Below are 24,335 nucleotides of genomic sequence, written 5' to 3'. Positions count from 1 at the left end.
CAAACTTGGCACACTATTGAGTTCTCAAACAACAAACACTTACCGGTTCTCCGCCACCCCTATTCCAGGAGGCGATATCGTCCAGCGTTAGTTTCCGAAATTGCAAAAAAAATCTTTTAGATCATTTGAATCTCGGGGATTTTCGCTTCGAATTCGGTTCAGATTTCCTCGAACCTTGTTTCGGCGACAGATAAAAACTATACACACCTTTTTCGGCACTTACAAATCGTAGGGCTACTTTTCCGGGTGACTGTCGCCACAGGCATTAGAGGGCCGGTGCGCACGATAAGCAGTTCCCCAATGTCGCCTGCTCTCCGGACAGGCTGCCGCGCCACACCAACGTGACAGCACGAGCTCCGGTCTGTGGAGAGCGCGGTTCCCTGCTCGCTGGATACTGCGGGCTCGGGGCCAGCCAGTCGAAATCTTGTAAGCGGTGTTCTCTCCGAATGCTGCCGGAGGTCACCGGCAGAACGGACAGCATGGCAATGGGCCTTATCCCGTCGACAGCATGAGCTGATGACGCCAGCTACAGTTCATTGGGTTTCATAGCTGCCCGGTTCGATGTATGGGTTCACTCCTGGTATCCGTTGCGACGATGTCTTGGTATCTGACGCTGCCAAGTTTCCGTGTAACCGCGGTGAGACTAAGCCCTAGGGCGACCTTCCCTCCTAAAACAAACCGCTTACCCAACGACAGCAATCCGGGATGGTTCCTGGCTAGTAGTCGCATCCATGGTCCACTGATACAGCAGATGTCTTGCACCCTGTGTTGGACATGTCCGACGAGAGCAGTGTCAATGCCCGCCTGTTGACGTTCGCGGCGTCAAATTCAACGCAGACCAGAATCATATGACTTGTCACCCAATAAGCGCGGGCTAGCGGAGATGTCCATGAATCGATGGCTTGCTGACCGCACGTGCCTGGACCCCACTCGAATTTTCATACAGTCTGACCTCATCGGGAAACAAGGCCGGCTTGTAGTGCCGCCATCGGTGTTCGGTCAATTAGTGGAACCATTCGTTGCCCCACAGGGCGTCGCCATACTGCTTTCGATTGCTGTCGGCCCAAGTGCGCAGCTCCTTATCCTAAGCTCTTGGCATGACCATGAACTTTGGGTCCAAGAAACTAGTCGGGCCCCAACGCATAGCTACTCCGCTTTGTACGCACCATAGGCCCAAGCCCTTATCCGGTTCTCATTGGTTCTGCAGCCAGCGTGGCGAATCTTGTGAATAGTGGGGTCTGGCCTTGGCGACCTGTCCGGGCCAGACACACTTTATTGCCTATAGCCCACATTTTGGCCTCTAGCCCGGAGTCAAGAACTTTCTTCCTGCGGACGGACAAGAAGAACTGGTTAAACAAAAAACGCGGAACCGAAGTTCCGCGTTTAGATTTGTGACCCCAACGGGATTCGAACCCGTGTTGCCGCCGTGAGAGGGCGGAGTACTAGGCCGCTATACGATGGGGCCGTATGCTGAAGTTTCCTTCAGCTCACCGAATTGCTCCGGTGAAGCGCTGGGATACCAGGACTCGAACCTAGAATGACGGAACCAGAAACCGTTGTGTTGCCAATTACACCATATCCCAATATGACTTGGCCTCCGCCAGAATCAATTACCTAGGTAATGATCTTTTGGATGCCTTAGCACGAGATATAACTATACACAGTAATTCTGGATATCGCACATCCTGAGTAGCTTTTCGATAGTGATCTAAGACTCGCTGCCTGTTCGGCCTGCATTTGCGAGCTTCAGTTAAACAACAAGGAGGAATCCGAAGATTCCTCCTTGCGTTCTGGTCGGGATAACAGGATTTGAACCTGCGACCTCGTCGTCCCGAACGACGCGCGCTACCAAACTGCGCCATATCCCGTGATCAAGAACGTTTTTACTCTACACCCGGTTACCTCAGATCGCATAATCGAGGCTTCGATTCGATTGTCATCGTACGTATCTGTCGTAATAGAAGCGCTTGTCGCAGTCTATATCGCCTTGCCCGGGTTCAATATGTTCATTGGATCCAGCAGCCCCTTGATCTTTTGCTGCAATTCGATAACTTGGCTGGATTGCTCCCAGGGGAGCCAGTCTTTCTTGATGAGTCCGACGCCGTGCTCGCCCGTAATCGTGCCTCCCATTTCAAGGGCAATGCGAACGGACTCCTGCACAGCGCGGTCCAGTCGCTCCAGCGGGTTCGGCCCATCCGAGGGGTCAACGTAGAACGTCGAATGCAGGTTTCCGTCACCGGCGTGGGAAATCAGCCTCAACTGAACCTGTTCTTGCGTCGCGGCTTGTTGCACACGATGAACGTACTCAACCATGAGACTTTTGGGGACGGCTACGTCTTCACCAGTACGGTACGCATCGTCTTTCGCATCTCCACGGCTGGTGCGACGCATTTCAATGAGAGCCGTTGCAGATTCATCGCCGCTCTCGCTCAGCCGTACGGAGTCGTTCTTGAAGGTTTCACGAAGAACCGCTTCTTCTTGCTCTGCACCATATCCGTCTAGTCGAACGAGCAGCATTGCACCGCCACTGCCAGCATGAGCTGTCCCATACTGTGCGTCCAAGACCTTCATCGTTGCGTGATCGATCAACTCCAGAATCGCTGGTTGGATACGTGCCTTGGCAATCCTTTGGACTCCTTCGACAGCAACTTCAAGATCCTCGAAAACTAATGCGACGTCTCGTTCGTCAACGGGCAAATAACGAAGCCGTAGCACCGCGCGAACGATCACACCCAATGTTCCTTCGGAACCTGTGAACAAGGCTGTCAGATCATAGCCGGCAACGCCCTTGAACGTATTCTTTCCAACATGTATTAGGCTCCCGTCCGCCAAGACAACGTCTAGCCCAAGAACCGACTCCCGGGTGACACCGTACTTCGCGCAACGCAATCCCCCGGCGTTCGTCGCAATGTTTCCACCGATGGTCGACATCTTGTAACTTGCCGGATCCGGAGCGTACATCAGACCGAACTCGGAGACGGCAAGATTCAAATGATGGTTAATCACGCCGGGCTCGACGACCGCGACTTCGTCCTGAGGCCGAATCTCGATGATCCTGTTCATCTTGCTGAGATTCAGGATGATAGCTTCATCAGTGACATGGACGGCGCCCGATACGCCAGTACCAGCACCGCGGCTGATCACCGAGAGCCGGTGTTCACTGGCCAGCTGCATTAGTTCCTGAACTTGCCCAACTTTTGTTGGAAAAACGACAGCGAGTGGCATCATGGGCTCATCTGCCAGTTGGCCGAAATCTCTCGAATTTTCCATGAGCACGGAATCACTAACGGATACCATGCCTGCAGGAAATCTCGCCGTGAGCTCATCAAGCAATTTCTTATTGCGTCGCATGCGTGGTCTGACTTCATGGTCATTCGGGCTCATAGTTCAGACACTACATCTGACAGCGCCAGGAGCGACAGTAAGCGCCGACGAAAGGCTGCGGCAGGCGGCCGCGAACCGTGGCGCAATCATCTCTTTCTCGTCACTAGCCATATGAAAAGTCACCTATGCCCATTGGCGCTCCACCATCAATGATGACGATTCCAGTCGTCAATGCGCATCGGATCACGGAAGCCGCTCCGTACGAGCCATGGCCGAGGCATCTAAGAAATCTACAGAGCTTACGACGAAACAGCGTTGTCATTTCACTCCGTCAGTGAATCGTCAGGCACTTTCCGCCACACGGTTATGCAGCTGATCGAACGGGTGCCGAGGTCCCGCCCGGGTCTGGATACTCTGCCAGGCTAAGACCATCGACGACCATCTGGGCATCGTCGAAGGCTTCGTTTAGGGAAAATGAGGCAAGGTCCGCGCCACCGCAATGCGCAAATGGCTGGCCGGCATCGGTTGCCACGATACGAGGTCGAGGCTCCTCGAGCCGCCGGCACGACGATGAAGGTATCGACTCAAGGAACACAGGTCCCAGCATGAGTAACTGCATGACTCAAGGGAGACTAAGCCATGCAAATGGCTGAAGCACACGTACGCCGAGAACTTGTCGCCAACGGAACTCGCACGGCGCTGCTAAACGCAAGGCCGGACTAGCGCCATCACCAAATGTTGGTCCCCTGGCGGTTCGGGAAATATCCATCGCATACGTGTCCGTGGGTTGGAGCTTCCTCGCGATTGCTCTATCCAGGAGTATGCCCTGTGGGTATCGAAAAATCCGTGGTCGCGAAGCCTATGGCCGGCATCATGGAGTGCAATCCATTGGTCGCCACGTTCTCTGCCACGTTTTCTGTACAGAGGCCCGCATCAGCAATCGGGTGAACCCGTCAGGCAAGGACGGGCGGGAGAACTCCGCGCAAAACGCCCGTACCGGTCTATTGCCAACTGGCACCCGCTCCTACCCTGGAGTACTTGTTTTTCAACGATTCAGAAGCCTCGTGCGGCTCGATCATCGCCTTGGCGCTGTCAAGGGTATCGGGGCACTCCTCGTTTATCAGCAGCGATGCAGCCTCGGGTAATGACAACTTCGCCCAATCCCTTCGAGACGTTCGTCAACGAGTTCGGTGCCAAACTGAAGGTGCCTGCTCGTGAGCGCAGAGAGAGCAGTTGAAAAGGACCAGCATTCGGTCCCGCGCCCGTTGACTTCTTCCTCCAGTGGCCAAAGACTCACTGTGGATTCTCAAGTGCTCAGGCGGAATTCAAAACCTTTTCCTGGATCGGTAGGCATTACCGACCCGAACATGCCTGACGAATCGTGCCTATGCTGCTCGGACGTCAATATTCAGCATCTCTTGCCGAGGGGTTTGTTGTGGTCCGGGCTCTTCCCCGCTCCGCAGCCAACCGCACCGCGCCGCGGCCCCGGCAGCGCTCCCCTTGCCCCACGCCATCCCCACGGGGCCGGCCGCAGGACAGCACCCCAGACCGCCCAGAGGGCACCGCGCCGCCACCGAAAACCCCGCTTAAACAACAAAACGGGGGAGCTTCTACTCCCCCACCCCACCGGCCAAGCCAACCGCACCAGCCAGCTGGCCAGCCAGGCCGTCCCGGCCAGACCACCCGCCCCGTGGATCCACCGGTTAAACCAGCAGAAGGCCCCAACACTGTTGGAGCCTCCCACTTCTCAAGTTAAGTCCGGCGGTGACCTACTCTCCCACACCCTCACGAGTGCAGTACCATCGGCGCAATGGGCCTTAGCTTCCGGGTTCGGTATGGGACCGGGCGTTTCCCCCACGCTATGACCGCCGTAACAATCACGAAGCACACAAACCAACCATGGTGGTCCGGTGGATTCGTCCTTGCAAAGTCTCTTATTTTGTGGTTCGAGGTTGTTGTCTCGTAACCGCATAGTGAACGCGAACAATCAGAAAAACGTATTTTGTCGACACACAGTTTAGATAGTGTGTTGTAAGCCATCGGCCTATTAGTACAGGTCAGCTACACAAGTCTTTGGTCCTTGCTTCCACATCCTGCCTATCAACCCAGTAATCTAGCTGGGGGCCTCACCCACACAAGGTGGATGGAAATCTCATCTCGAAGCAGGCTTCCCGCTTAGATGCTTTCAGCGGTTATCCCTTCCAAACGTAGCTAATCAGCGATGCACTTGGCAGTACAACTGACACACCAGAGGTTCGTCCGTCCCGGTCCTCTCGTACTAAGGACAGCCCTTCTCAAATTTCCAACGCGCGCAGCGGATAGGGACCGAACTGTCTCACGACGTTCTAAACCCAGCTCGCGTACCGCTTTAATGGGCGAACAGCCCAACCCTTGGGACCTACTCCAGCCCCAGGATGCGACGAGCCGACATCGAGGTGCCAAACCATGCCGTCGATATGGACTCTTGGGCAAGATCAGCCTGTTATCCCCGAGGTACCTTTTATCCGTTGAGCGACGGCCCTTCCACGAGGTGCCGCCGGATCACTAGTCCCGACTTTCGTCCCTGCTCGAGCTGTCACTCTCACAGTCAAGCTCCCTTGTGCACTTACACTCAACACCTGATTGCCAACCAGGCTGAGGGAACCTTTGGGCGCCTCCGTTACATTTTAGGAGGCAACCGCCCCAGTTAAACTACCCATCAGGCACTGTCCCTGAACCAGATCATGGTCCGAAGTTAGGTGACCGGTACAGCCAGAGTGGTATTTCAACGATGACTCCACCCGAACTAGCGTCCGAGCTTCACAGTCTCCCACCTATCCTACACAAGCTGCACCGAACACCAATACCAAACTATAGTAAAGGTCTCGGGGTCTTTCCGTCCTGCTGCGCGTAACGAGCATCTTTACTCGTACTGCAATTTCGCCGAGTTCATGGTTGAGACAGCGGGGAAGTCGTTACTCCATTCGTGCAGGTCGGAACTTACCCGACAAGGAATTTCGCTACCTTAGGATGGTTATAGTTACCACCGCCGTTTACTGGGGCTTAAATTCTCAGCTTCGCACACAAGTGTGCTAACCGGTCCTCTTAACCTTCCAGCACCGGGCAGGAGTCAGTCCGTATACATCGTCTTGCGACTTCGCACGGACCTGTGTTTTTAGTAAACAGTCGCTTCCCCCTGGTCTCTGCGGCCCACACCCGCCTCCCCACCGCAAGGGTGGTTCACGGGGCAGGCCCCCCTTCTTCCGAAGTTACGGGGGCATTTTGCCGAGTTCCTTAACCATGATTCTCTCGATCGCCTTAGTATTCTCTACCTGATCACCTGTGTCGGTTTAGGGTACGGGCGGACTGGGACCTCGCGCCGATGCTTTTCTAGGCAGCATAGGATCACCGAATCACCCCACAAACGGGGCGCCTATCAGGTCTCAGAAACAATGAACAGCGGATTTGCCTACCGTTCTTCCTACACCCTTGGACCAGGTCAATTCCATTGCCTGGCTCGGCTACCTTCCTGCGTCACACCTGTTAATACGCTGACCTCACAACATCGGTTCCCACCACACCAACCAACAAGACACCTAAAAGGCATCAACGCTGGAATCCGTCATGGTTAGCATCCATTGCTCAGTATGGGCGGTCCTTCGCCGGTACGGGAATATCAACCCGTTGTCCATCGACTACGCCTGTCGGCCTCGCCTTAGGTCCCGACTAACCCAGGGCAGATTAGCTTGACCCTGGAACCCTTGATCATTCGGCGGACGGGTTTCTCACCCGTCATTCGCTACTCATGCCTGCATTCTCACTCGTGTGGCCTCCACCGCTGGTTTCCACCGCGACTTCACCGTCCACACGACGCTCCCCTACCCATCCAAACCACTGGACCACAAAGGCCAATGACATGTTTGAATGACGCAACTTCGGCGGTGTGCTTGAGCCCCGCTACATTATCGGCGCGGAATCACTTGACCAGTGAGCTATTACGCACTCTTTCAAGGGTGGCTGCTTCTAAGCCAACCTCCTGGTTGTCACAGCAACTCCACATCCTTTCCCACTTAGCACACGCTTAGGGGCCTTAGTTGGCGTTCTGGGCTGTTTCCCTCTCGACTATGAAGCTTATCCCCCACAGTCTCACTGCTGCGCTCTGACTTACCGGCATTCGGAGTTTGGCTAAGGTCAGTAACCTTGTAGGGCCCATCGCCTATCCAGTAGCTCTACCTCCAGCAAGAAACACGCAACGCTGCACCTAAATGCATTTCGGGGAGAACCAGCTATCACGAAGTTTGATTGGCCTTTCACCCCTACCCACAGCTCATCCCCTCCATTTTCAACTGAAGTGGGTTCGGTCCTCCACACGCTCTTACACGCGCTTCAACCTGGCCATGGGTAGATCACTTCGCTTCGGGTCTAGATCACGCCACTCACTCGCCCTATTCAGACTCGCTTTCGCTACGGCTTCCCCCCACGGGTTAACCTCGCGACGTAACACTAACTCGCAGGCTCATTCTTCAAAAGGCACGCCATCACAACCACAAGTGGCTGCTCTAACGGATTGTAAGCGCACGGTTTCAGGTACTATTTCACTCCCCTCCCGGGGTACTTTTCACCATTCCCTCACGGTACTGATTCACTATCGGTCATCAAGTAGTATTCAGGCTTACCAGGTGGTCCTGGCAGATTCACACAAGGTTTCACGGGCCCCGTGCTACTCGGGCATCCACACAAGAACGGCAGACACGCATTACACCTACGGGACTATCACCCTCTCTGGTCCGGCATTCCAACCGATTCACCTATACGCCTGCACCTCATCCCACCAGCGTAGATAGAACTGGTACATGTGGACCCCACAACCCCGATGATGCAACGCCTATCCGCTATCACACACCAACCGGTTTAGCCCCATCCGCGTTCGCTCGCCACTACTAACGGAATCACTATTGTTTTCTCTTCCTGCGGGTACTGAGATGTTTCACTTCCCCGCGTTCCCTCCACACAGCCTATACATTCAGCTGCAGGTCACACCACATAACATGGTGCGGGGTTCCCCCATTCGGAAATCCTGGCCTCAACGTCCGGTTATCGACTCCACCAGGCTTATCGCAGATTCCCACGTCCTTCATCGGCTCTTGATGCCAAGGCATCCACCGTGCGCCCTTAAAAACTTCAACACAAAACAAAGTTCTCAAAAATTGAGCTATAAAACAATCAACAAAATCACTACAAACAAGACTCAAACACCACACACACCCAGGACAGGCACGCACAGCTCATCTTGTCTGCAAGATGCTCGCGTTCACTATACAGTTCCCAAACAACAACCCCGCACCCCCAACAACAGCACCCCACACACCAGCCCCAAAAGGACCAGCCAGGACACCATGCCAGCAGACACAGGACAAACACCGAAACACCAAGCACCCAACCCACCAAACCCCGCAAAGGGACCAGGCGGCCAGGAGGCTTGTTGCCTCAAAACCCAACAGTGCACCAAACATACTCATTCGCATCACACGACCCATGCGCCCTTCCAACACCACCAACCCCACAAGAGGGCCGGCACTGCGTACTAAACCACACACGCCACACAACACAAACCATGCCAACACCCGAACCCCCGAAAACAACCACACGATCGCCCTCGAAAACCCGTTTCCCAGTGTTGAGTTCATTGACATTCCACCCTCGAGCAACCCACCTGCACCACACTCGGGCACAGACATGGGCAACCAAAACTGGTTAGCTCCTTAGAAAGGAGGTGATCCAGCCGCACCTTCCGGTACGGCTACCTTGTTACGACTTAGTCCCAATCGCCAGTCCCACCTTCGACGACTCCCCCCACACAAGGTGGTTAGGCCATCGGCTTCGGGTGTTACCAACTTTCGTGACTTGACGGGCGGTGTGTACAAGGCCCGGGAACGTATTCACCGCAGCGTTGCTGATCTGCGATTACTAGCGACTCCGACTTCATGGGGTCGAGTTGCAGACCCCAATCCGAACTGAGACCGGCTTTTAGGGATTAGCTCCACCTCACAGTATCGCAACCCATTGTACCGGCCATTGTAGCATGCGTGAAGCCCAAGACATAAGGGGCATGATGATTTGACGTCATCCCCACCTTCCTCCGAGTTGACCCCGGCAGTCTCCCATGAGTCCCCGGCATAACCCGCTGGCAACATGGAACGAGGGTTGCGCTCGTTGCGGGACTTAACCCAACATCTCACGACACGAGCTGACGACAACCATGCACCACCTGTGAACCAGCCCCGAAGGGAAACCCCATCTCTGAGGCGATCTGGAACATGTCAAGCCTTGGTAAGGTTCTTCGCGTTGCATCGAATTAATCCGCATGCTCCGCCGCTTGTGCGGGCCCCCGTCAATTCCTTTGAGTTTTAGCCTTGCGGCCGTACTCCCCAGGCGGGGCACTTAATGCGTTAGCTACGGCGCGGAAAACGTGGAATGTCCCCCACACCTAGTGCCCAACGTTTACGGCATGGACTACCAGGGTATCTAATCCTGTTCGCTCCCCATGCTTTCGCTCCTCAGCGTCAGTAAATGCCCAGAGACCTGCCTTCGCCATCGGTGTTCCTCCTGATATCTGCGCATTTCACCGCTACACCAGGAATTCCAGTCTCCCCTACATCACTCTAGTCTGCCCGTACCCACCGCAGATCCGAGGTTGAGCCTCGGACTTTCACGATAGACGCGACAAACCGCCTACGAGCTCTTTACGCCCAATAAATCCGGATAACGCTTGCGCCCTACGTATTACCGCGGCTGCTGGCACGTAGTTAGCCGGCGCTTCTTCTGCAGGTACCGTCACTTTCGCTTCTTCCCTACTGAAAGAGGTTTACAACCCGAAGGCCGTCATCCCTCACGCGGCGTCGCTGCATCAGGCTTGCGCCCATTGTGCAATATTCCCCACTGCTGCCTCCCGTAGGAGTCTGGGCCGTGTCTCAGTCCCAGTGTGGCCGGTCACCCTCTCAGGCCGGCTACCCGTCGTCGCCTTGGTGAGCCATTACCTCACCAACAAGCTGATAGGCCGCGAGTCCATCCCCAACCGATAAATCTTTCCACCCTCAACCATGCGGTCAAAAGTCATATCCGGTATTAGACCCAGTTTCCCGGGCTTATCCCAGAGTCAGGGGCAGGTTACTCACGTGTTACTCACCCGTTCGCCACTAATCCACCCAGCAAGCTGGGCTTCATCGTTCGACTTGCATGTGTTAAGCACGCCGCCAGCGTTCATCCTGAGCCAGGATCAAACTCTCCATAAAAAACAAAAAGCCACCACAACCCCACCGGAAAAAGACGGAGCCACACGTGGTGATGAAATCCTGGCGAATAAAAACACTCGGAACAACACACGGGGGTGCATCATCCCAAGCAAAATGTTTCGTATTCACCAAACAAAAATAATTTGGTATCAACAAACTTGGCACACTATTGAGTTCTCAAACAACAAACACTCTCGACACCGCATCCCGAACCCGAAGGGTTCGAGCTGCTTCGCTCCGGAGCAACTTTTCAAGCTTACCACCTCGTTGACCAGTGTCAACTCGGCGTTCCAAGCCTGTTCGCTTCGCGTTGACTTCCCGTCCGTTTCCGTTCGGTCCGTGTCAGCGGCGCGAGATAAAACTTTACACGCCCTGCGCCCCCACGCAAAATCGGCCTATTCCCCGGATAGGAGACGGGAATTCCGCATGATTCCGGGGATTTCCCCGCTCAAACAGGCTTGAATTCCCGAAATCACCCCAAAAAACATGTTTATGAAGCGGCTCACTTAACGCAATAAGGCTGTAATCTGCGCATTTCAGTGCGTGGATTACAGCCTTATCGGTCAGGGATGCAGTTACTTGGCTTCTTCTGCACGCAGTCGCGAGACCTCGTACAGCGAGATGCCCACCGCCATCGACGCGTTCAGCGATTCCATGGCGGAGTTGATCGGGATCGAGACGATCGCATCGCAGTGCTCGCGGACCAGCCGGGACAGGCCCTTGCCTTCGGAGCCCACCACGATGCACAGCGGACCGGTTGCCAGTTCGAAGTTCGGCAGCTGCATGTCGCCGCCGGCGTCCAGGCCGATCACGAAGATGCCTGCGGCCTTGATTTCCTTCAGGGCATTGGTGAGGTTGGTGCACTTGGCCACCGGGACGCGGACTGCTGCGCCGGCACTGGTCTTCCAGGCCGAAGCGGTCATGCCGACGCTGCGGCGCTCGGGGATGATCACGCCGTCGGCGCCGAAGGCGGAAGCCGAACGCACGATGGCGCCCAGGTTGCGCGGATCGGTAATGCCGTCCAGGGCCAGAAGCAGCGGCTGCGCGGTGCGGTAGCCCTTTTCGTAGTCCTTGACGACCTTGGCCGCCAGCTGGACTGCATCCTTGTACTCGTACGAAGGGATCTGCAGGGCCAGGCCCTGGTGGATCGCGCCGTCGGTCATGCGGTCGAGCTCGGTCTTGGAGGCTTCCATCAGCGGGATGCCCTGCTCTGCGGCCAGCTTCAGGGAATCGCGGACGCGGTCGTCGACGTCGATGCGGATGGCAACGTGCAACGCCTTGGCCGGAATGCCGGCGCGCAGCGCTTCGACCACGGAGTTGCGCCCGGTGACGTATTCGGCGTTGACGCGGATGCGGTCGGTGCGCTTGTTCTCGGTCCGCTTGGCAGCCGAACGCTCGGCCAGCTGCTTGTTGCGGTAGGCCTTGTGGTACGGGCGGTCTTCCGCCTTGGGGGTCGGGCCCTTGCCCTTGAGGGAACTGCGTCCCTTACCGCCACTACCCTTGGTTGGGCCCTTCTTGCTCATCTGCTTGTCCTTTGGTTTGAAGTCGTTTTAGTTCTCGAGGGTCCAGCGGGCGCCGTCCGCTGAATCAACTACGGTGATTCCGGCGGAGGCCAGCGCGTCGCGGATGGCATCCGAGCGGGCCCAGTCCTTGGCGGCGCGGGCTTCGGCTCGTTCAGCCAGCTGCGCCTGGATCAGCGTGTCAAGCACCTGATGTTCGGCCGAGGCCGCGGCTCCGGTGTCCTGGCGGGCGTCGTCCAGCCCCAGAACCCGGGTCATCGCCAGTACCTGGCCCAGCGCCTCGGCCACCGCGCCGTCCTCATGCGCGTCCAGCGAGGCGTTGCCGTGGCGGACCGTCTCATGCAGCGAGGCCAGCGCCATCGGCACATTCAGGTCGTCGTCCATCGCGGCGCCGAACGCCTGCGGCACGTGCGTGGCGGTGATGGCCTGGGCGGCCTCGCCCAGCCGGTATCGGGCGTTGGAGATGAAGGTGTCGATGCGCTCCACCGCGGCGCCGGCCTCCGTCAAGGAGTCCGGGCGGTAGTCCAGCATGGAGCGGTACTGCGCCTGGCCCAGGAAGTAGCGCACCACGCGGGCGTCGGCCAGCTCCAGCATCTCTTGCGGGGAGATGGTGTTGCCCACCGACTTGGACATCTTTTCGCCCTCGTAGGTGACCATGCCGTTGTGCATCCAGTAGTTGGCGAAGCCGTGGCCGGCGGCCGCGGACTGCGCCAGCTCGTTCTCGTGGTGCGGGAAACGCAGGTCCAGCCCGCCGCCGTGGATGTCGAAGTGGGTGCCGAGGTACTTGGTGGCCATGGCGGAGCATTCAAGATGCCAGCCCGGGCGTCCGCGTCCCCAGGGGCTCGGCCAGGACGCGGTGAGTGGATCGGTGTCCTTGTGCCCCTTCCACAGCGCGAAGTCCCGCGGGTCGCGCTTGCCGCGCGGATCCGCGTCGGTGGCCGCTTGCATGTCGTCGATGTTCTGGCGGGTCAGCGCGCCGTACTGCGGATAGGAACGCACGTCGAAGTACACGTCCCCGGAGCCGTCGGTGGCCGGGTAGGCGTGGCCGCGGTCGATCAGCAGCTGGATCAGCTCGTGCATCTCGGTGATGTGGCCGGTGGCGCGGGGCTCGTAGGTCGGGCGGCGCACGCCCAGCGTCTCGTAGGCGCGGGCGAATTCCTGCTCGAACCGGTAGCCCAGCGCGAACCATTCTTCGCGCGGCGTGTAGTACTCGTCGGCGGTGAAATCCTCGGCGAAGGAGTTCGCCGACTTTTCCAGGATCTTGTCTTCAATATCCGTCACGTTGCGCACCGTGGTGACCGCGAAGCCGCGGTACTCGAGCCAGCGCACCAGCACGTCGAAGACGATGGCGCTGCGCACGTGCCCCACGTGCGGCATGCCCTGCACGGTGGCGCCGCAGTAGTACAGCTTCACTTCACCGTCGGTCAGTGGCTGGAAGTCGCGTACGGAAGCGGATTTGGTGTCATAGAATCGCAGGCTCACGGTTTAAGGTTATCCGAAGAACCTGCCGCTTGCGTGCGGGGCTTGGAGCTCGCCGCGCTGAGCGCCGCCCCGCCAGCTTCCGGGATGGAGCCTACGGGCGTTCGTAGACCAGTGCGGTCGCGTAGGCGGTGATGCCTTCCCCGGCGCCTTCATATCCCAGCCCGTCGCTGGTGGTGGCGGTAATGCTCACCGGTGCTCCGGCCGCCGCGGAGAGCACGCGGTTGGCTTCCTCGCGGCGTGCGCCGAAGCGCGGGCGCCGCCCGACGAACTGCACCGCGATGTTACCGATCTCAAATCCTGCCTCGCGGACCAGGCGCGCCGCTTCGGTGAGCAGGCTGACGCCGCTGGCCCCGGCGAACTCCGGGCGGTCGACGCCGAAGTGGGTCCCCAGGTCCCCGATGCCGCTGGCGGAGAACAGTGCATCGCAGGCGGCATGGGCCACGGCGTCGCCGTCGGAGTGCCCTGACAGCCCGATGTCTTCCGGGAAGTACAGCCCGGCCAGCCACATTTCGCGCTCCGGGTCGGTGCTTACGGCGTGGATGTCGATCCCGGTGCCGACGCGGGGCAGCAGCATGTCCTGGGGCTCATTCCTGTGGGGTGCTTCGGTGGTTGCGGCGGCCAGCTGTTCGGCGGCGGCCAGGTCATCCGGGTGGGTGACCTTCAGCGCCCGGGCGTCCCCTGCCACCACATGGACCGCGCCGCCGGCGGCGCGGACGATCGAGGCGTCGTCGGTGACCGCAGCGAGCTGCTCTTCGCTCAGCGTCCCGAGCCCGGCGTGCGCTTCGCGCAGCGTGGCGGCACTGAATCCCTGCGGGGTCTGCACCGCGCGCAGGGTCGAGCGGTCGGGGGTCTGGACCACCAGCTCGCTGCCGGCAGGGTCCGTAGCGACGACTGAAATGGTGTCGGTGACGGGCAGCGCGGGGATGGCCGCGTCGCAGCCGGGAACTTCCAGCTGCTCCAGCACCCGCTGGAACAACGCGGCGGGGGCGAAGGGGCGGGCGGCATCGTGGACGAGGATGAGCTCGGCATCCGGACAGACCTGAGCCAGCCCGTTGCGCACGGATCCGGCGCGGCTCGAGCCGCCGGGGGCGGTGCGCACCGAATCGGGGTAGCCACGCAGCGCTTCGGCCAGGCGGTCGTCATCGGGCGGGGTCACCACGATGACCTCGCGAATCCCGGGCACTTCCAGGATGCGGTCCACCGCGTGCTCGGCCAGGGATTTGCCGGCGATTTCCACCAGGGCCTTGGGGATTCCGGCGCCCAGCCGGGTGCCCATTCCCGCGGCCACCAGGATCACCGATGCGTTGCGCTGTTTCACTTGGTTCACAGGGAAGAGCTTATCGCGCCCGGGCGACGGCCACCGGCCGTCGGGTTAAATGCAAAACCGCGGGTGCGCGTGATGCGCCCCGCGGTGTTGTCAGGTGATTCTTCCTAGGCGGAAGCCAGAACCTCGTCCAGCAACCCCTCGGCCTTGGTCTCGTCGAGATCCTTGGCCAGCGCCATTTCGCTGATCAGGACCTGGCGCGCCTTGGCCAGCATGCGCTTCTCGCCAGCGGAGAGGCCTCGGTCGTTCTCGCGGCGCCACAGGTCGCGGACAACCTCAGCCACCTTGATGACGTCACCGGAAGCAAGCTTCTCAACGTTCGCCTTGTAACGGCGCGACCAGTTGGTCGGCTCTTCGGTGAATTCAGCACGCAGGACATCGAACACATGGTTCAAGCCCTCCGGATCTACCACGTCTCGCACGCCAACCAGATCAATCTTGTCGGCGGGAACTTCGATAGTCAGGTCTCCCTGAGCTACGCGAAGCTTGAGATACATTTTCTCTTCGCCCTTGATCTTGCGCAGCTTGATCTCCTCGATCGTTGCAGCGCCGTGGTGCGGGTAGACAACAGTCTCGCCAACCTCAAAAACCATGTGGATAAACCCCTTTCCCACCTTCCAGTCTACCATGTCTGGCGCGGACGCCGGTTCCACCGTGCCCCGAATAACCGCGAAATCATGCGGAATTCCCTCTTCCAATCGCCGGAGGAACGTGGTATGAAAAGAGTGTGCACGTTGCCCACCTGCCCCTTTCCCCATCGGGCAACCTGTCTACAAGCTGTCGAAAAGTGTGTGTTGCACGTCGCTAAATCGCGTCTTTGACCAAAAAACGGCTAGGCTTAGAGGTAATCGTGGTCAATACGGCTGTCTGCACTGATCCTTAGGTGCCGACCGTTTCACGCGGCCGCGAACCGAAGCATCTCATTATTCTCACCGAGGAGTTAGTGTCGTGATCACCGCACGCATGACCGTTGGACGCCGCGTTGCCGCGTCCCTCGCTGTGGCTGCCCTGGCATTCGGTGTCACCAGCTGTGGCGCCATCAACCAGCAGGCCACCGATATCGACTACGCAGCCAGCGACGGAATCAACGTCGACGTTGCCGATGCCGAGGTCCGCAACCTGATGTTCGTGACCAACGCCGAGGCCACCGACGCTCGCCTGATCGGCACCGTCGTCAACGATGGCAAGTCCGACCTGAGCCTTCAGATCAAGGCCGGCAACGCCTCGCCTGTCACCGTCAAGGTCGCCGCCGAGGGCCAGACCAAGCTGGAAGACGAGAAGAACAAGACCGTCATCAGCGACCTGGGCATCATGGCCGGCCAGCACGCCGACACCAAGTTCACCGTGTCCGGCACGACCGTAGACTTCTCGGTTCCAGTGGTTGACGGAACCCTGGCCGAATACCGCGACTTCGTTCCGGGCGGCTACGAGGCAAGCACCAACGAGCACCTGGTTCCAAGCCCTAAGTCCGAGTCCGGACACTAGGCTTCAGAACAGACGAACCCCGGCGGCGCCCACTGCACAGTGAGGCACCGCCGGGGTTTTCTGCTTGCCGGCGGCCGCCGCCCGCAGCGGCTCCCGGCAGGGCAGTTCCCGCTAGGCCACGAACTTGTATCCCAGGCCGCGCACGGTCACCAGCAGTTCCGGCGCCGCCGGGTCGCCTTCGATCTTCGAGCGCAGGCGCTTGACGTGCACGTCCAGGGTCTTCGTGTCGCCCACGTAGTCGCTGCCCCAGACGCGGTCGATCAGCTGGCCGCGGGTCAGCACGCGTCCGGCATTGCGCAGCAGCATTTCCAGCAGTTCGAACTCCTTCAGCGGCATGGCCACCTCGGCGTTGTTGACCGACACGATGTGGCGCTCCACGTCCATGCGCACCGGGCCGGCGGTCACCACGTTGCTGACCAGCTCTTCGCTTTCGCCTTGGCGGCGCAGTACTGCCCGGATGCGGGCCAGCAGCTCGCGCGAGGAGTACGGCTTGGTGACGTAGTCGTCGGCGCCCAGCTCCAGGCCGACCACCTTGTCGATCTCCGAGTCCTTGGCGGTGAGCATGATGACCGGAACCTGGCTGTTCAGGCGGATCTGGCGGATCACCTCGGTGCCGGGCTGGCCGGGGAGCATCAAATCCAGCAGGACCAGGTCCGCGCCATGGCGTTCGAACTCGCTCACCGCGACAATCCCGTCGTCGGCGACCCTGACCTCGAATCCCTCCCGCTCCAGCAAATAGGACAGCGGGTCCGAAAGCGATTCCTCGTCCTCGACAATCAAGATGCGGGTCATCGGCGTCCTCCTTCACGGTCTTCCGCAGACGCGGCAACCGCTTGTTTCTTCTTCATATCTGCGGCCGGCTCAAGCGCTGCAGCCGGTTCTTCATCCATCATGGGAAGTCTGAGTGTGAACGTGGAGCCCTGGCCCGGCTGCGACCACAGCGACACCTCGCCGCCGTGGTTGGCCAGCACGTGCTTGACAATGCTCAGGCCCAGCCCGGTGCCGCCGGTCTGGCGCGAGCGGGCGCCGTCCACGCGGTAGAAGCGCTCGAATACGCGTTCCTGGTCCTCCGCTGAAATGCCGGGGCCCTGGTCGGTCACGGAAATCTGGGCGTAGCCGTCGCGTTGCCGCACCCCCACGCCCACGGTGGTGTTCGGCGGGGAGTAGCGGATCGCATTGTCGATCAGGTTGCGCAACGCGGTCATCAGCAGATCCGGATCCCCGTGGAGCTCTTCCTCCAGGCTGCCGCCCACCGAGACGGTGATGCCCTTTTCCTCTGCGAGCAGCTTGTTGCGGTCCACCGCTTCGGCGATGACCGGGGCGAGCTGGAACTCGCGGCCGTGGGTGATCGCGTCGCTGGACTGCAGCCGCGAAAGCTCGATGATGTCCTGCACCAAGGCTGCCAGGCGCCGTGATTCCTTGCCCATGCGCGTGGAGAAGCGCAGCACCGCCTGCGGGTCGTCGGCAGCTTCGCTGATCGCCTCGGCCAGCAGCGAGATCGCGCCGACCGGGGTCTTCAATTCATGCGAGACGTTCGCGACGAAGTCGTTGCGCATCGCCTCGGTGCGGGTGATCTCGGTGCGGTCGTCGGCCAGCAGCAGGATGTACTCGTCCCCCAGCGGGGCCACGCGCACATGCACGATCAGCTGCCCGGCACCCAGGGTCGCGCGCTGCAGCTCGTACTGGCTTTCGGCGATCACGCCGTCGGCGCGCACCTGGCGCACCAGCGCCAGCAGCTCGTCGTGCACCAGGGTGTGCCCGCGGACCAGACCGTAGGCGTAGGAAGCGGGGTTGGCGCGGACCACTCCGTCGACGTCGTCGAGGATGACGAAGGCGCGCCCGATCACGGAGAGCACCGCGGCGGCGCCTTCCGGCAAGACTGGCTCGTCGACCTCGGGCAGCCGGGCGGTGCGGTTTTGCGAGAACCGGAAGGCCAAGATGCCCACGACTCCCAGCGCCAACCCGAGCACCGCGGCAATCAAGATCGAGATTACTTCGTTCACATCTTTAGACTATCTTTCATCCATGGGACTTTTGTCCGCAGATGACGCGAAAACAGCCATTTCGGCGCGCTGTTCACCAAACGTTCACCTTTCCGGGAATAATCGTTAATCACCCGCTGGCATTCTGGATTCAGACCCTCCGCCATGCCCGAAAACAGAACCATGTTCACGCGGGCGTGAGCACCTTCCGAACCTTGAAAGGGAATATTACGTGCGCAAGGTATTTCAGGCCGATCTGCAGCAGATCGGCGAAGAGCTGATTGAGATGGCGAACCAGGTTGCCGTCGCCATGGACCGGGCGTGGGAATCGCTGGCCAACGCCGATGTGGAGCTGGCCCAGGAAGTGATCGCCGCCGATGCGAAGATCGACTTCCTGCAGAACCAGCTTGATGAGCGCGCCATCGACACCCTCGCGCTGCAGGGTCCGGTGGCTTCGGACCTGCGCATGATCGTCGGCTCGCTGCGCATGAGCGCCTCGCTGGAACGCATGGGAGACCTGGCCCGCCACCTGGCCCAGTTGACCCGCCTGCGTTTCCCGAGCCGTGCGTTGCCGTCGGAAATCACCGGCACCTTCTCGCAAATGGCCCAACTCGACATCCAGATCGCCCAGGCCGTCGCGAAGCTCCTGGACACCCGCGACCTGCAGATTGCCCGCGACATCATCGAGCTGAACCACCGCTTGGACGCCCTCCACGCCAGCGTGTTCACCCAGGTGGCCGACGAGGCCTGGACCGCGAATGCGCCGACCACCGTCGACGTGTCGCTGACTAGCCGCTATCTGGAGCGCTTCGGCGACCACGGCGTCTCCGTCGCCCGCAAGGTCACCTACCTGGTGACCGGTGAATGGGATCCGTCAGAGGTCTAGGCGCACCAAACCAGCTTGAACGCCGCGGGCGCCGGGGAGAATTCCCCGGCGCCCGCGGCGTCCTGGCTTAATCGACGGCAAGCCCCTGACGCGGCCCGGAAATCCGGCTTAAACGACTGTAGAGGCCACCTCGGCGGTTGGCCTCTACAGTCAATGTGTTCTGCGCATTCGCAGAGCACGGCGTCTAGGGAAGGCTTAGCCTTCGCACTCGACGCAGAATCCTACATTGCCCTCTTCACGTACAAGCTGTGAACGGTGGCGGATCAGGAAGCACGAACCACAGATGAATTCGTCGTCTTTCTGCGGAATGACCGTAACGGTCAGTTCCTCGTTGGACAGGTCTGCACCTGGCAGGTCCATGCCGTCGGTGTGATCGGTTTCGTCGAGCTCGCGCACCACGGACTTGGCGTCTGGTGCGTTGGCGGACTTAACCGCGTCCAGAGAAGCCTTGCGCGCCTCGGCAACGTCCGGGCGGACTTCGTCGTAATCAGTTGCCACGAATTGCATTCCTAACGTGAGCCATTGAGCCTATTCGAAATAGGAGATTACAGCATAGTAATACCAAAAAGACAATCCTTAGTCATGGTTTCGCTCACAGCCAGAGATTTCACGGCAACCTCCCGTTAAACAGCAACGGCGGCACCGCTGGCCAAGCTTGTGGGAGGTGGCCGGGGCGGTGCCGCCGAAAAGCCGGGTTGGCTAGCGGCCCTGGTTGGCGACTGCCTTGATGGCGTCGGCCGCGGCTTCTGGATCCAGGTAGGTTCCGCCGGCGGTGATCGGCTGGAAGTTGTCGTCCAGTTCATAAACCAGCGGGATGCCGGTCGGGATGTTCAGTCCGGCGATGTCCTCGTCGCTGATGCCGTCCAGGTGCTTGACCAGTGCGCGCAGCGAGTTGCCGTGCGCGGTCACCATGACGGTCTTGCCTGAGGACAGGTCGGCCTTGATGTTGTTCTCCCAGTACGGCAGCAGGCGCTCGAGGACGTCCTTGAGGCATTCGGTGCGCGGCGCGTCGTCGCCCAATGAGGCGTAACGCTCGTCGCCGATCTGGCTGAACTCGGAGTCGTCGGCCAGCGCCGGCGGCGGGGTGTCGTAGCTGCGGCGCCACTGCATGAACTGGTCCTCGCCGAATTCGGCCAGGGTCTGGGCCTTGTCCTTGCCCTGCAGCGCACCGTAGTGGCGCTCGTTCAGGCGCCAGTCGCGGTTGACCGGGATCCACGAACGCCCGGCGGCTTCCAGTGCCAGGTTCGCGGTGACGATGGCGCGGGTCAGCAGCGAGGTGTGCAGAACCTCAGGCTTGTAGCCTGCCTCGGCCAGCAGCTGGCCGCCGCGGGCGGCCTCTGCGCGACCCTTTTCGGTCAGCGACACGTCGTACCAACCGGTGAAAAGGTTCTTTTCGTTCCATTCGCTCTGTCCGTGGCGAAGCAAAATCAAAGTGTGGCTCATGATTTCCATCTTATCCAATGGCGGGGCATCTCCGGCTGAACGTTACCGCCGAACGCAAAACCCGGGCCGCGACATGTATTACATGCTGCGACCCGGGTTGAGCCGAAAACTTCGCCGGAGGACCGGGCTAGTAGTTGTACCAGCCGCCGCCTTTGCCGCTCACTGCGGGCTTCACGTCGGCCAGGTAGACGCAGGCGACGCAGGCGCCGATCAGCTGGAGGAATCCGCCGCTGCCGGCGCTGAGCACGGACAACGCCGCGACCACGGCACTGCCGACGGTCAGCGCGGTCCAGAAGCCCTTGGTGCGCTTGCCCTCCTGGGCGAAGCGGTCTGCCGGGTGGCGCAGGCAATCAACCACTGCCCAGACGGCCAGCACCAGGATGACAATCCCTAGGGCGCGCAGCATGTAGGCCTCGATCAGGAACGCAAGATTCATGAATTGCATGTTTTCACCTTACCGTCGACTCGTGCTCCGCGCTTCACATGCCACGCGACTGATATCCGCGCTGGCCTCAGATCCGTTCCAGCGCCTGGGACAGGTCGTTCCACAGGTCTTCCACGTCCTCGATGCCCACCGAAAGGCGGATCAGGTTCGCCGGGACAGTGGCCGGCTCCGAGGCGTGCCGCGCACGGCGTTCCGCCAGGGTTTCAACCCCGCCCAGCGAGGTGGCCGCGGTGATCAGGCCGAAGCCCGCGACCACCGCATCCGCCTCCTGCGCGGCGGACCCGACTTCGAAGGCGATGACCGAGCCGAAGCCATCCATCAGCTCACTGGCTCGCGCATGGCCGGGATCCTGCGGCAGGCCCGGATAGCGCACCACATTGACCTTCGGGTGCGCGGCCAGGCGCTCGGCGAGCAGCTGGCTGTTGGCCTGCGAGCGCTCCAGTCTGACGGCCATGGTGCGCACCCCGCGCAGCGCCAGGAAGACGTCCATCGGGGAGGCGATCGCCCCGTGCAGGGTGCGGTAGCCGTGCAGCTTGGTGTGCAGCGTTTCGTCGCGGGTGGCCAGCGCGCCCATGATGACATCCGAATGCCCCGACAGATATTTGGTCACCGAGTGCACCACGAGGTCCGCGCCCAGTTCCAGCGGCCGCTGCAGCAGCGGGGTGGCGAAGGTGTTGTCCACGATGCCCAGCACGCCCTGCGCCTTGGCGGCGGCCAGCAGCGCCGGAAGCTCGGCGACTTCCAGCATCGGGTTGGTGGGAGATTCCAGCCACAGCACGTCCGCGCCCTGCAGCGCGCCGAGCACCTGCTCGGTGTCGGCGACGTCCACCGGGTGCAGGGTGAAGCGCCCGGCAGTTTCCAGTTCCTTGGCCAGGCCCAGCGTGCCGTTGTAGGAGTGGGCCGGCAGCACCATGGTCCCGCCCTCGGGCACCAGGCTCAGCGCCGCGGCGATCGCCGCCATGCCGGAGGAGAACACCAGCGCCGGCAGCTCGGAGCGCTCCAGCGCGCCGAGCACCTGCTCGAAGGGATCCCAGGTGGGGTTCGAGAACCGCGCGTAGACCTTTTCGCCTGCAGCGGCGATCCCCTGCGAGTGGTAGGTGGAGGTGAAGGTCACCGGGTGGTTGACCGGAGCGTCCAGCCCATGGGCCGGACGTCCCCCGGCAACGATCAAGGTCTTGGGATCCCAAGAGGCAACAGGGGCGGCGGATTCTGCGGGGTTGGTCATATCCACCAGATTACGCCTGGCGTTTGTCTGCGTCCCGAAGCGTTTCACTTCATTTCATCGCACGGGATCCACAGGCAGGTTCGTTAGGCTAGTGGGGTGAGTATCGATTCGTCCGCCCCTGCCCGCGGCCTGTTCATTGTCTTTGAAGGCGGCGACGGCGCCGGCAAGTCCACCCAGGTCCAGCGCACCAGCCAGTGGCTGCGGGAGCGCAACGCCACCGTGCTGACCACCCGCGAACCGGGCGGCACGCAGATCAGCGAGGAGCTGCGCGCCCTGGTGCTGGAGCACGGGCACGGAGAGATCGACGCCCGAACCGAGGCCCTGATGTACGCCGCGGCCCGCGCGGCCCACGTCCAGCAGGTCATCATCCCGGCGCTGGAAACCGGCACCCACGTGGTCTGCGACCGTTTTGTCGATTCCTCCCTGGCCTACCAGGGCGTGGGGCGCGAGCTCGGCGTGGAGGCTGTCGCCTCCATCAACAATTTCGCCACCGGCGGCCTGGCCCCGGACGCCACCATCCTGCTGGACATCTCCGCGGCCGACGGCCGTTCCCGGCGCATCGCCGGCACCGGCGGCGTCGAGGAATCGGACCGGCTAGAATCCGAGCCGGATGCCTTCCACAACCGCATCCGCACCGCCTTCGCGGACCTGGCCGCCAAGTCGCCGGAACGCTACCTGGTGCTCGACGCCAACCAGGGCATCGAGCAGCTGCAGGCGCAGATCACCGCGCATCTGGAGGACCTGCTGTGATCCGCCCGGTCTTCGCGGATCTGGCAGGCCAGCAGCGTGTCATCACCACGCTGACCGAGCAGGTCGACCAGGGCGACCCCACCCACGCATGGCTGTTCACCGGTCCCCCGGGTTCCGGGCGCACCACCGCCGCACGCGCCTTCGCCGCGGCGCTGCAGTGCACCCAATCCCCCGCCGGCTGCGGCGCCTGCCCCACCTGCGTCAGCGTCGTTGCCGGCAAGCACCCGGATGTCACCTTCATCTCGACCGAGAAGTTCGAGTACCAGGTCAGGGACGTGCGGGAGATCATCACCCAGGCCCAGGACAAGGCTTCCCAGGCCCGCTGGCGCATCATCATCATCGAAGACGCCGACCGCATGTCTGAGCGCAGCGGCAACGTGATGCTCAAGGCCATCGAGGAACCACCGGCGAACATGATCTGGATCCTGTGCGCGCCGTCCCCGGCCGACGTGCTGGTCACCATCCGCTCGCGCTGCCGCGCAGTGAACCTGTCCATCCCCTCCACCGAAGAGGTCGCCCAGCTGCTGGTCCGCCGCGACGGACTGGACCTGGAACTGGCGCGCTTCGCCGCCCGCGCCTCGCAGTCGCACATCGGCGTGGCCCGCCTGCTGGCCCGCGACGAACAGGCCCGCATCCAGCGCGAGAAGGTCGTCACCCTGCCTTTGCGCGTGACCACCCTGCCGCAGGCCATGGAGGCCGCCGCGGAGATCTCGAAGCTGTCGGCCGAGCGCGCCGAGCACATCACCGGCGCCGACCTGCAGCACAAGGTCGCCGAGCTGCGCAAGGCCAACGGCCTGGGCGAGGAGGAGAACATCCCCGCCGGGCTGCGCGGGCAGTTCCGCGAGCTGGAAGAGAACGCCAAGCGCTTCGCCCGGCGGGCCAGCTTCGACGCCATCGACCGCACCCTGACGGACCTGACCACTTTCTTCCGCGACGTGCTCAGCCTGCAGCTGCACACCCAGGTCGAGCTGGTCAACGAGCACCTGCGCGAGAAGCTCAACGCCTTCGCCGCCCACCAGAGCCGCGAAAAGACCCTGTCGCAGATCGACGCGATCGATGAAACCCGCCAGCGCATCGCCGCCAACGTCAACCAGCTCATGGCGCTCGAGGCCCTCATGGCCCGGCTGCTGCAGAACCCCGGCCGCCGCTAGCTTCCCGGATTCCCCCACCCGGACTGCGCATCCACCCCCAAGGAGAA

Annotated in this window: 15 protein-coding genes, 3 tRNA genes and 3 rRNA genes; 4 read left to right on the top strand and 17 right to left on the bottom strand. The window is 60.9% G+C overall.

Features of this window, described 5'->3' with window-relative positions:
- Window positions 1-1,392 precede the first annotated feature (1,392 nt).
- The 11 genes from ACTX90_RS02880 to ACTX90_RS02830 all read right to left on the bottom strand — a co-directional run bounded on the left by ACTX90_RS02880 (window position 1,393) and on the right by ACTX90_RS02830 (window position 15,514).
- Window positions 1,393-1,465, bottom strand: a tRNA-Glu gene (locus tag ACTX90_RS02880).
- Window positions 1,466-1,511: 46 nt separating this feature from the next.
- Window positions 1,512-1,583: transfer RNA gene (locus ACTX90_RS02875), tRNA-Gln, on the bottom strand.
- A 208-nt stretch (window positions 1,584-1,791) separates the two neighbouring features.
- Window positions 1,792-1,868, bottom strand: a tRNA-Pro gene (locus ACTX90_RS02870).
- Window positions 1,869-1,977: 109 nt separating this feature from the next.
- Window positions 1,978-3,384 carry an FAD-binding oxidoreductase gene (locus ACTX90_RS02865; RefSeq protein ID WP_443443050.1) on the bottom strand — a complete coding sequence of 469 codons (1,407 nt, stop codon included), beginning with the start codon at window positions 3,382-3,384 and terminating at the stop codon, window positions 1,978-1,980.
- Window positions 3,385-5,080: 1,696 nt separating this feature from the next.
- Window positions 5,081-5,197: ribosomal RNA gene (rrf, locus tag ACTX90_RS02860) — 5S ribosomal RNA — on the bottom strand.
- Between the two features lie 153 nt (window positions 5,198-5,350).
- Window positions 5,351-8,489, bottom strand: a 23S ribosomal RNA gene (locus ACTX90_RS02855).
- Window positions 8,490-9,069: 580 nt separating this feature from the next.
- Window positions 9,070-10,595, bottom strand: a 16S ribosomal RNA gene (locus ACTX90_RS02850).
- Together the 16S, 23S and 5S rRNA genes form the textbook arrangement of a ribosomal RNA operon.
- Window positions 10,596-11,170: 575 nt before the next feature.
- Entirely contained in the window at window positions 11,171-12,118 is a 948-nt protein-coding gene (gene rlmB / locus ACTX90_RS02845) for a 23S rRNA (guanosine(2251)-2'-O)-methyltransferase RlmB (protein WP_443443049.1), read from the bottom strand.
- Between the two features lie 27 nt (window positions 12,119-12,145).
- On the bottom strand, window positions 12,146-13,597 hold the full coding sequence (gene cysS, locus ACTX90_RS02840; protein WP_047117920.1) for a cysteine--tRNA ligase: 1,452 nt from the start codon (window positions 13,595-13,597) through the stop codon (window positions 12,146-12,148).
- A gap of 91 nt (window positions 13,598-13,688) precedes the next feature.
- Window positions 13,689-14,924 carry a 2-C-methyl-D-erythritol 4-phosphate cytidylyltransferase gene (gene ispD / locus ACTX90_RS02835; RefSeq protein WP_443443048.1) on the bottom strand — a complete coding sequence of 412 codons (1,236 nt, stop codon included), beginning with the start codon at window positions 14,922-14,924 and terminating at the stop codon, window positions 13,689-13,691.
- A gap of 104 nt (window positions 14,925-15,028) precedes the next feature.
- A complete protein-coding gene (locus ACTX90_RS02830) occupies window positions 15,029-15,514 on the bottom strand; it encodes a CarD family transcriptional regulator (RefSeq protein ID WP_047117922.1) in 486 nt (161 codons plus the stop codon).
- Window positions 15,515-15,869: 355 nt separating this feature from the next.
- On the opposite strand from ACTX90_RS02830, the gene ACTX90_RS02825 reads away from it, so the two are divergent.
- Window positions 15,870-16,406 carry a hypothetical protein gene (locus ACTX90_RS02825; RefSeq protein WP_047117923.1) on the top strand — a complete coding sequence of 179 codons (537 nt, stop codon included), beginning with the start codon at window positions 15,870-15,872 and terminating at the stop codon, window positions 16,404-16,406.
- Between the two features lie 111 nt (window positions 16,407-16,517).
- Here ACTX90_RS02825 and ACTX90_RS02820 read toward each other — a convergent pair whose 3' ends face one another.
- On the bottom strand, window positions 16,518-17,198 hold the full coding sequence (locus ACTX90_RS02820) for a winged helix-turn-helix domain-containing protein (protein WP_047117924.1): 681 nt from the start codon (window positions 17,196-17,198) through the stop codon (window positions 16,518-16,520).
- A complete protein-coding gene (locus tag ACTX90_RS02815) occupies window positions 17,195-18,409 on the bottom strand; it encodes a sensor histidine kinase (protein ID WP_113607710.1) in 1,215 nt (404 codons plus the stop codon). Before ACTX90_RS02815 ends, ACTX90_RS02820 begins: the two co-directional genes overlap by 4 nt.
- A 211-nt stretch (window positions 18,410-18,620) precedes the next feature.
- Here ACTX90_RS02815 and phoU point away from each other — a divergent pair, with 211 nt between their 5' ends.
- Window positions 18,621-19,274 (top strand): phosphate signaling complex protein PhoU, encoded by a 654-nt coding sequence (gene phoU, locus ACTX90_RS02810; protein WP_053797368.1) that lies wholly within the window; start codon window positions 18,621-18,623, stop codon window positions 19,272-19,274.
- 195 nt (window positions 19,275-19,469) lie between these two features.
- Here phoU and ACTX90_RS02805 read toward each other — a convergent pair whose 3' ends face one another.
- From ACTX90_RS02805 to ACTX90_RS02790, 4 genes are all read right to left on the bottom strand, one after another.
- Window positions 19,470-19,772: a DUF4193 domain-containing protein gene (locus ACTX90_RS02805; protein ID WP_038993831.1), complete on the bottom strand. Its 303-nt coding sequence runs from the start codon at window positions 19,770-19,772 to the stop codon at window positions 19,470-19,472.
- Window positions 19,773-19,973: 201 nt separating this feature from the next.
- Entirely contained in the window at window positions 19,974-20,717 is a 744-nt protein-coding gene (locus ACTX90_RS02800; RefSeq protein WP_443443046.1) for a phosphoglyceromutase, read from the bottom strand.
- A 127-nt stretch (window positions 20,718-20,844) separates the two neighbouring features.
- The gene (locus ACTX90_RS02795) at window positions 20,845-21,162 is read right to left on the bottom strand and encodes a DUF2516 family protein (protein WP_052772188.1); all 318 of its coding nucleotides are present in this window, start codon (window positions 21,160-21,162) and stop codon (window positions 20,845-20,847) included.
- A 67-nt stretch (window positions 21,163-21,229) separates the two neighbouring features.
- A complete protein-coding gene (locus ACTX90_RS02790; protein WP_443443044.1) occupies window positions 21,230-22,387 on the bottom strand; it encodes a trans-sulfuration enzyme family protein in 1,158 nt (385 codons plus the stop codon).
- Window positions 22,388-22,483: 96 nt separating this feature from the next.
- On the opposite strand from ACTX90_RS02790, the gene tmk reads away from it, so the two are divergent.
- Together tmk and ACTX90_RS02780 are read left to right on the top strand one after the other, a co-directional pair.
- On the top strand, window positions 22,484-23,137 hold the full coding sequence (gene tmk, locus ACTX90_RS02785; RefSeq protein WP_113607708.1) for a dTMP kinase: 654 nt from the start codon (window positions 22,484-22,486) through the stop codon (window positions 23,135-23,137).
- The gene (locus ACTX90_RS02780) at window positions 23,134-24,288 is read left to right on the top strand and encodes a DNA polymerase III subunit delta' (protein ID WP_443443043.1); all 1,155 of its coding nucleotides are present in this window, start codon (window positions 23,134-23,136) and stop codon (window positions 24,286-24,288) included. The genes tmk and ACTX90_RS02780 overlap by 4 nt, the downstream gene beginning before the upstream one ends.
- The last annotated feature ends 47 nt before the right edge of the window (window positions 24,289-24,335 follow it).

The sequence above is a fragment of the Glutamicibacter soli genome, assembly GCF_052322135.1.
Classification (GTDB): domain Bacteria; phylum Actinomycetota; class Actinomycetes; order Actinomycetales; family Micrococcaceae; genus Glutamicibacter; species Glutamicibacter soli.
The sequence above is the reverse complement of the archived record's forward strand: the minus strand, read 5'-3'. Positions and strand labels throughout refer to the sequence as shown.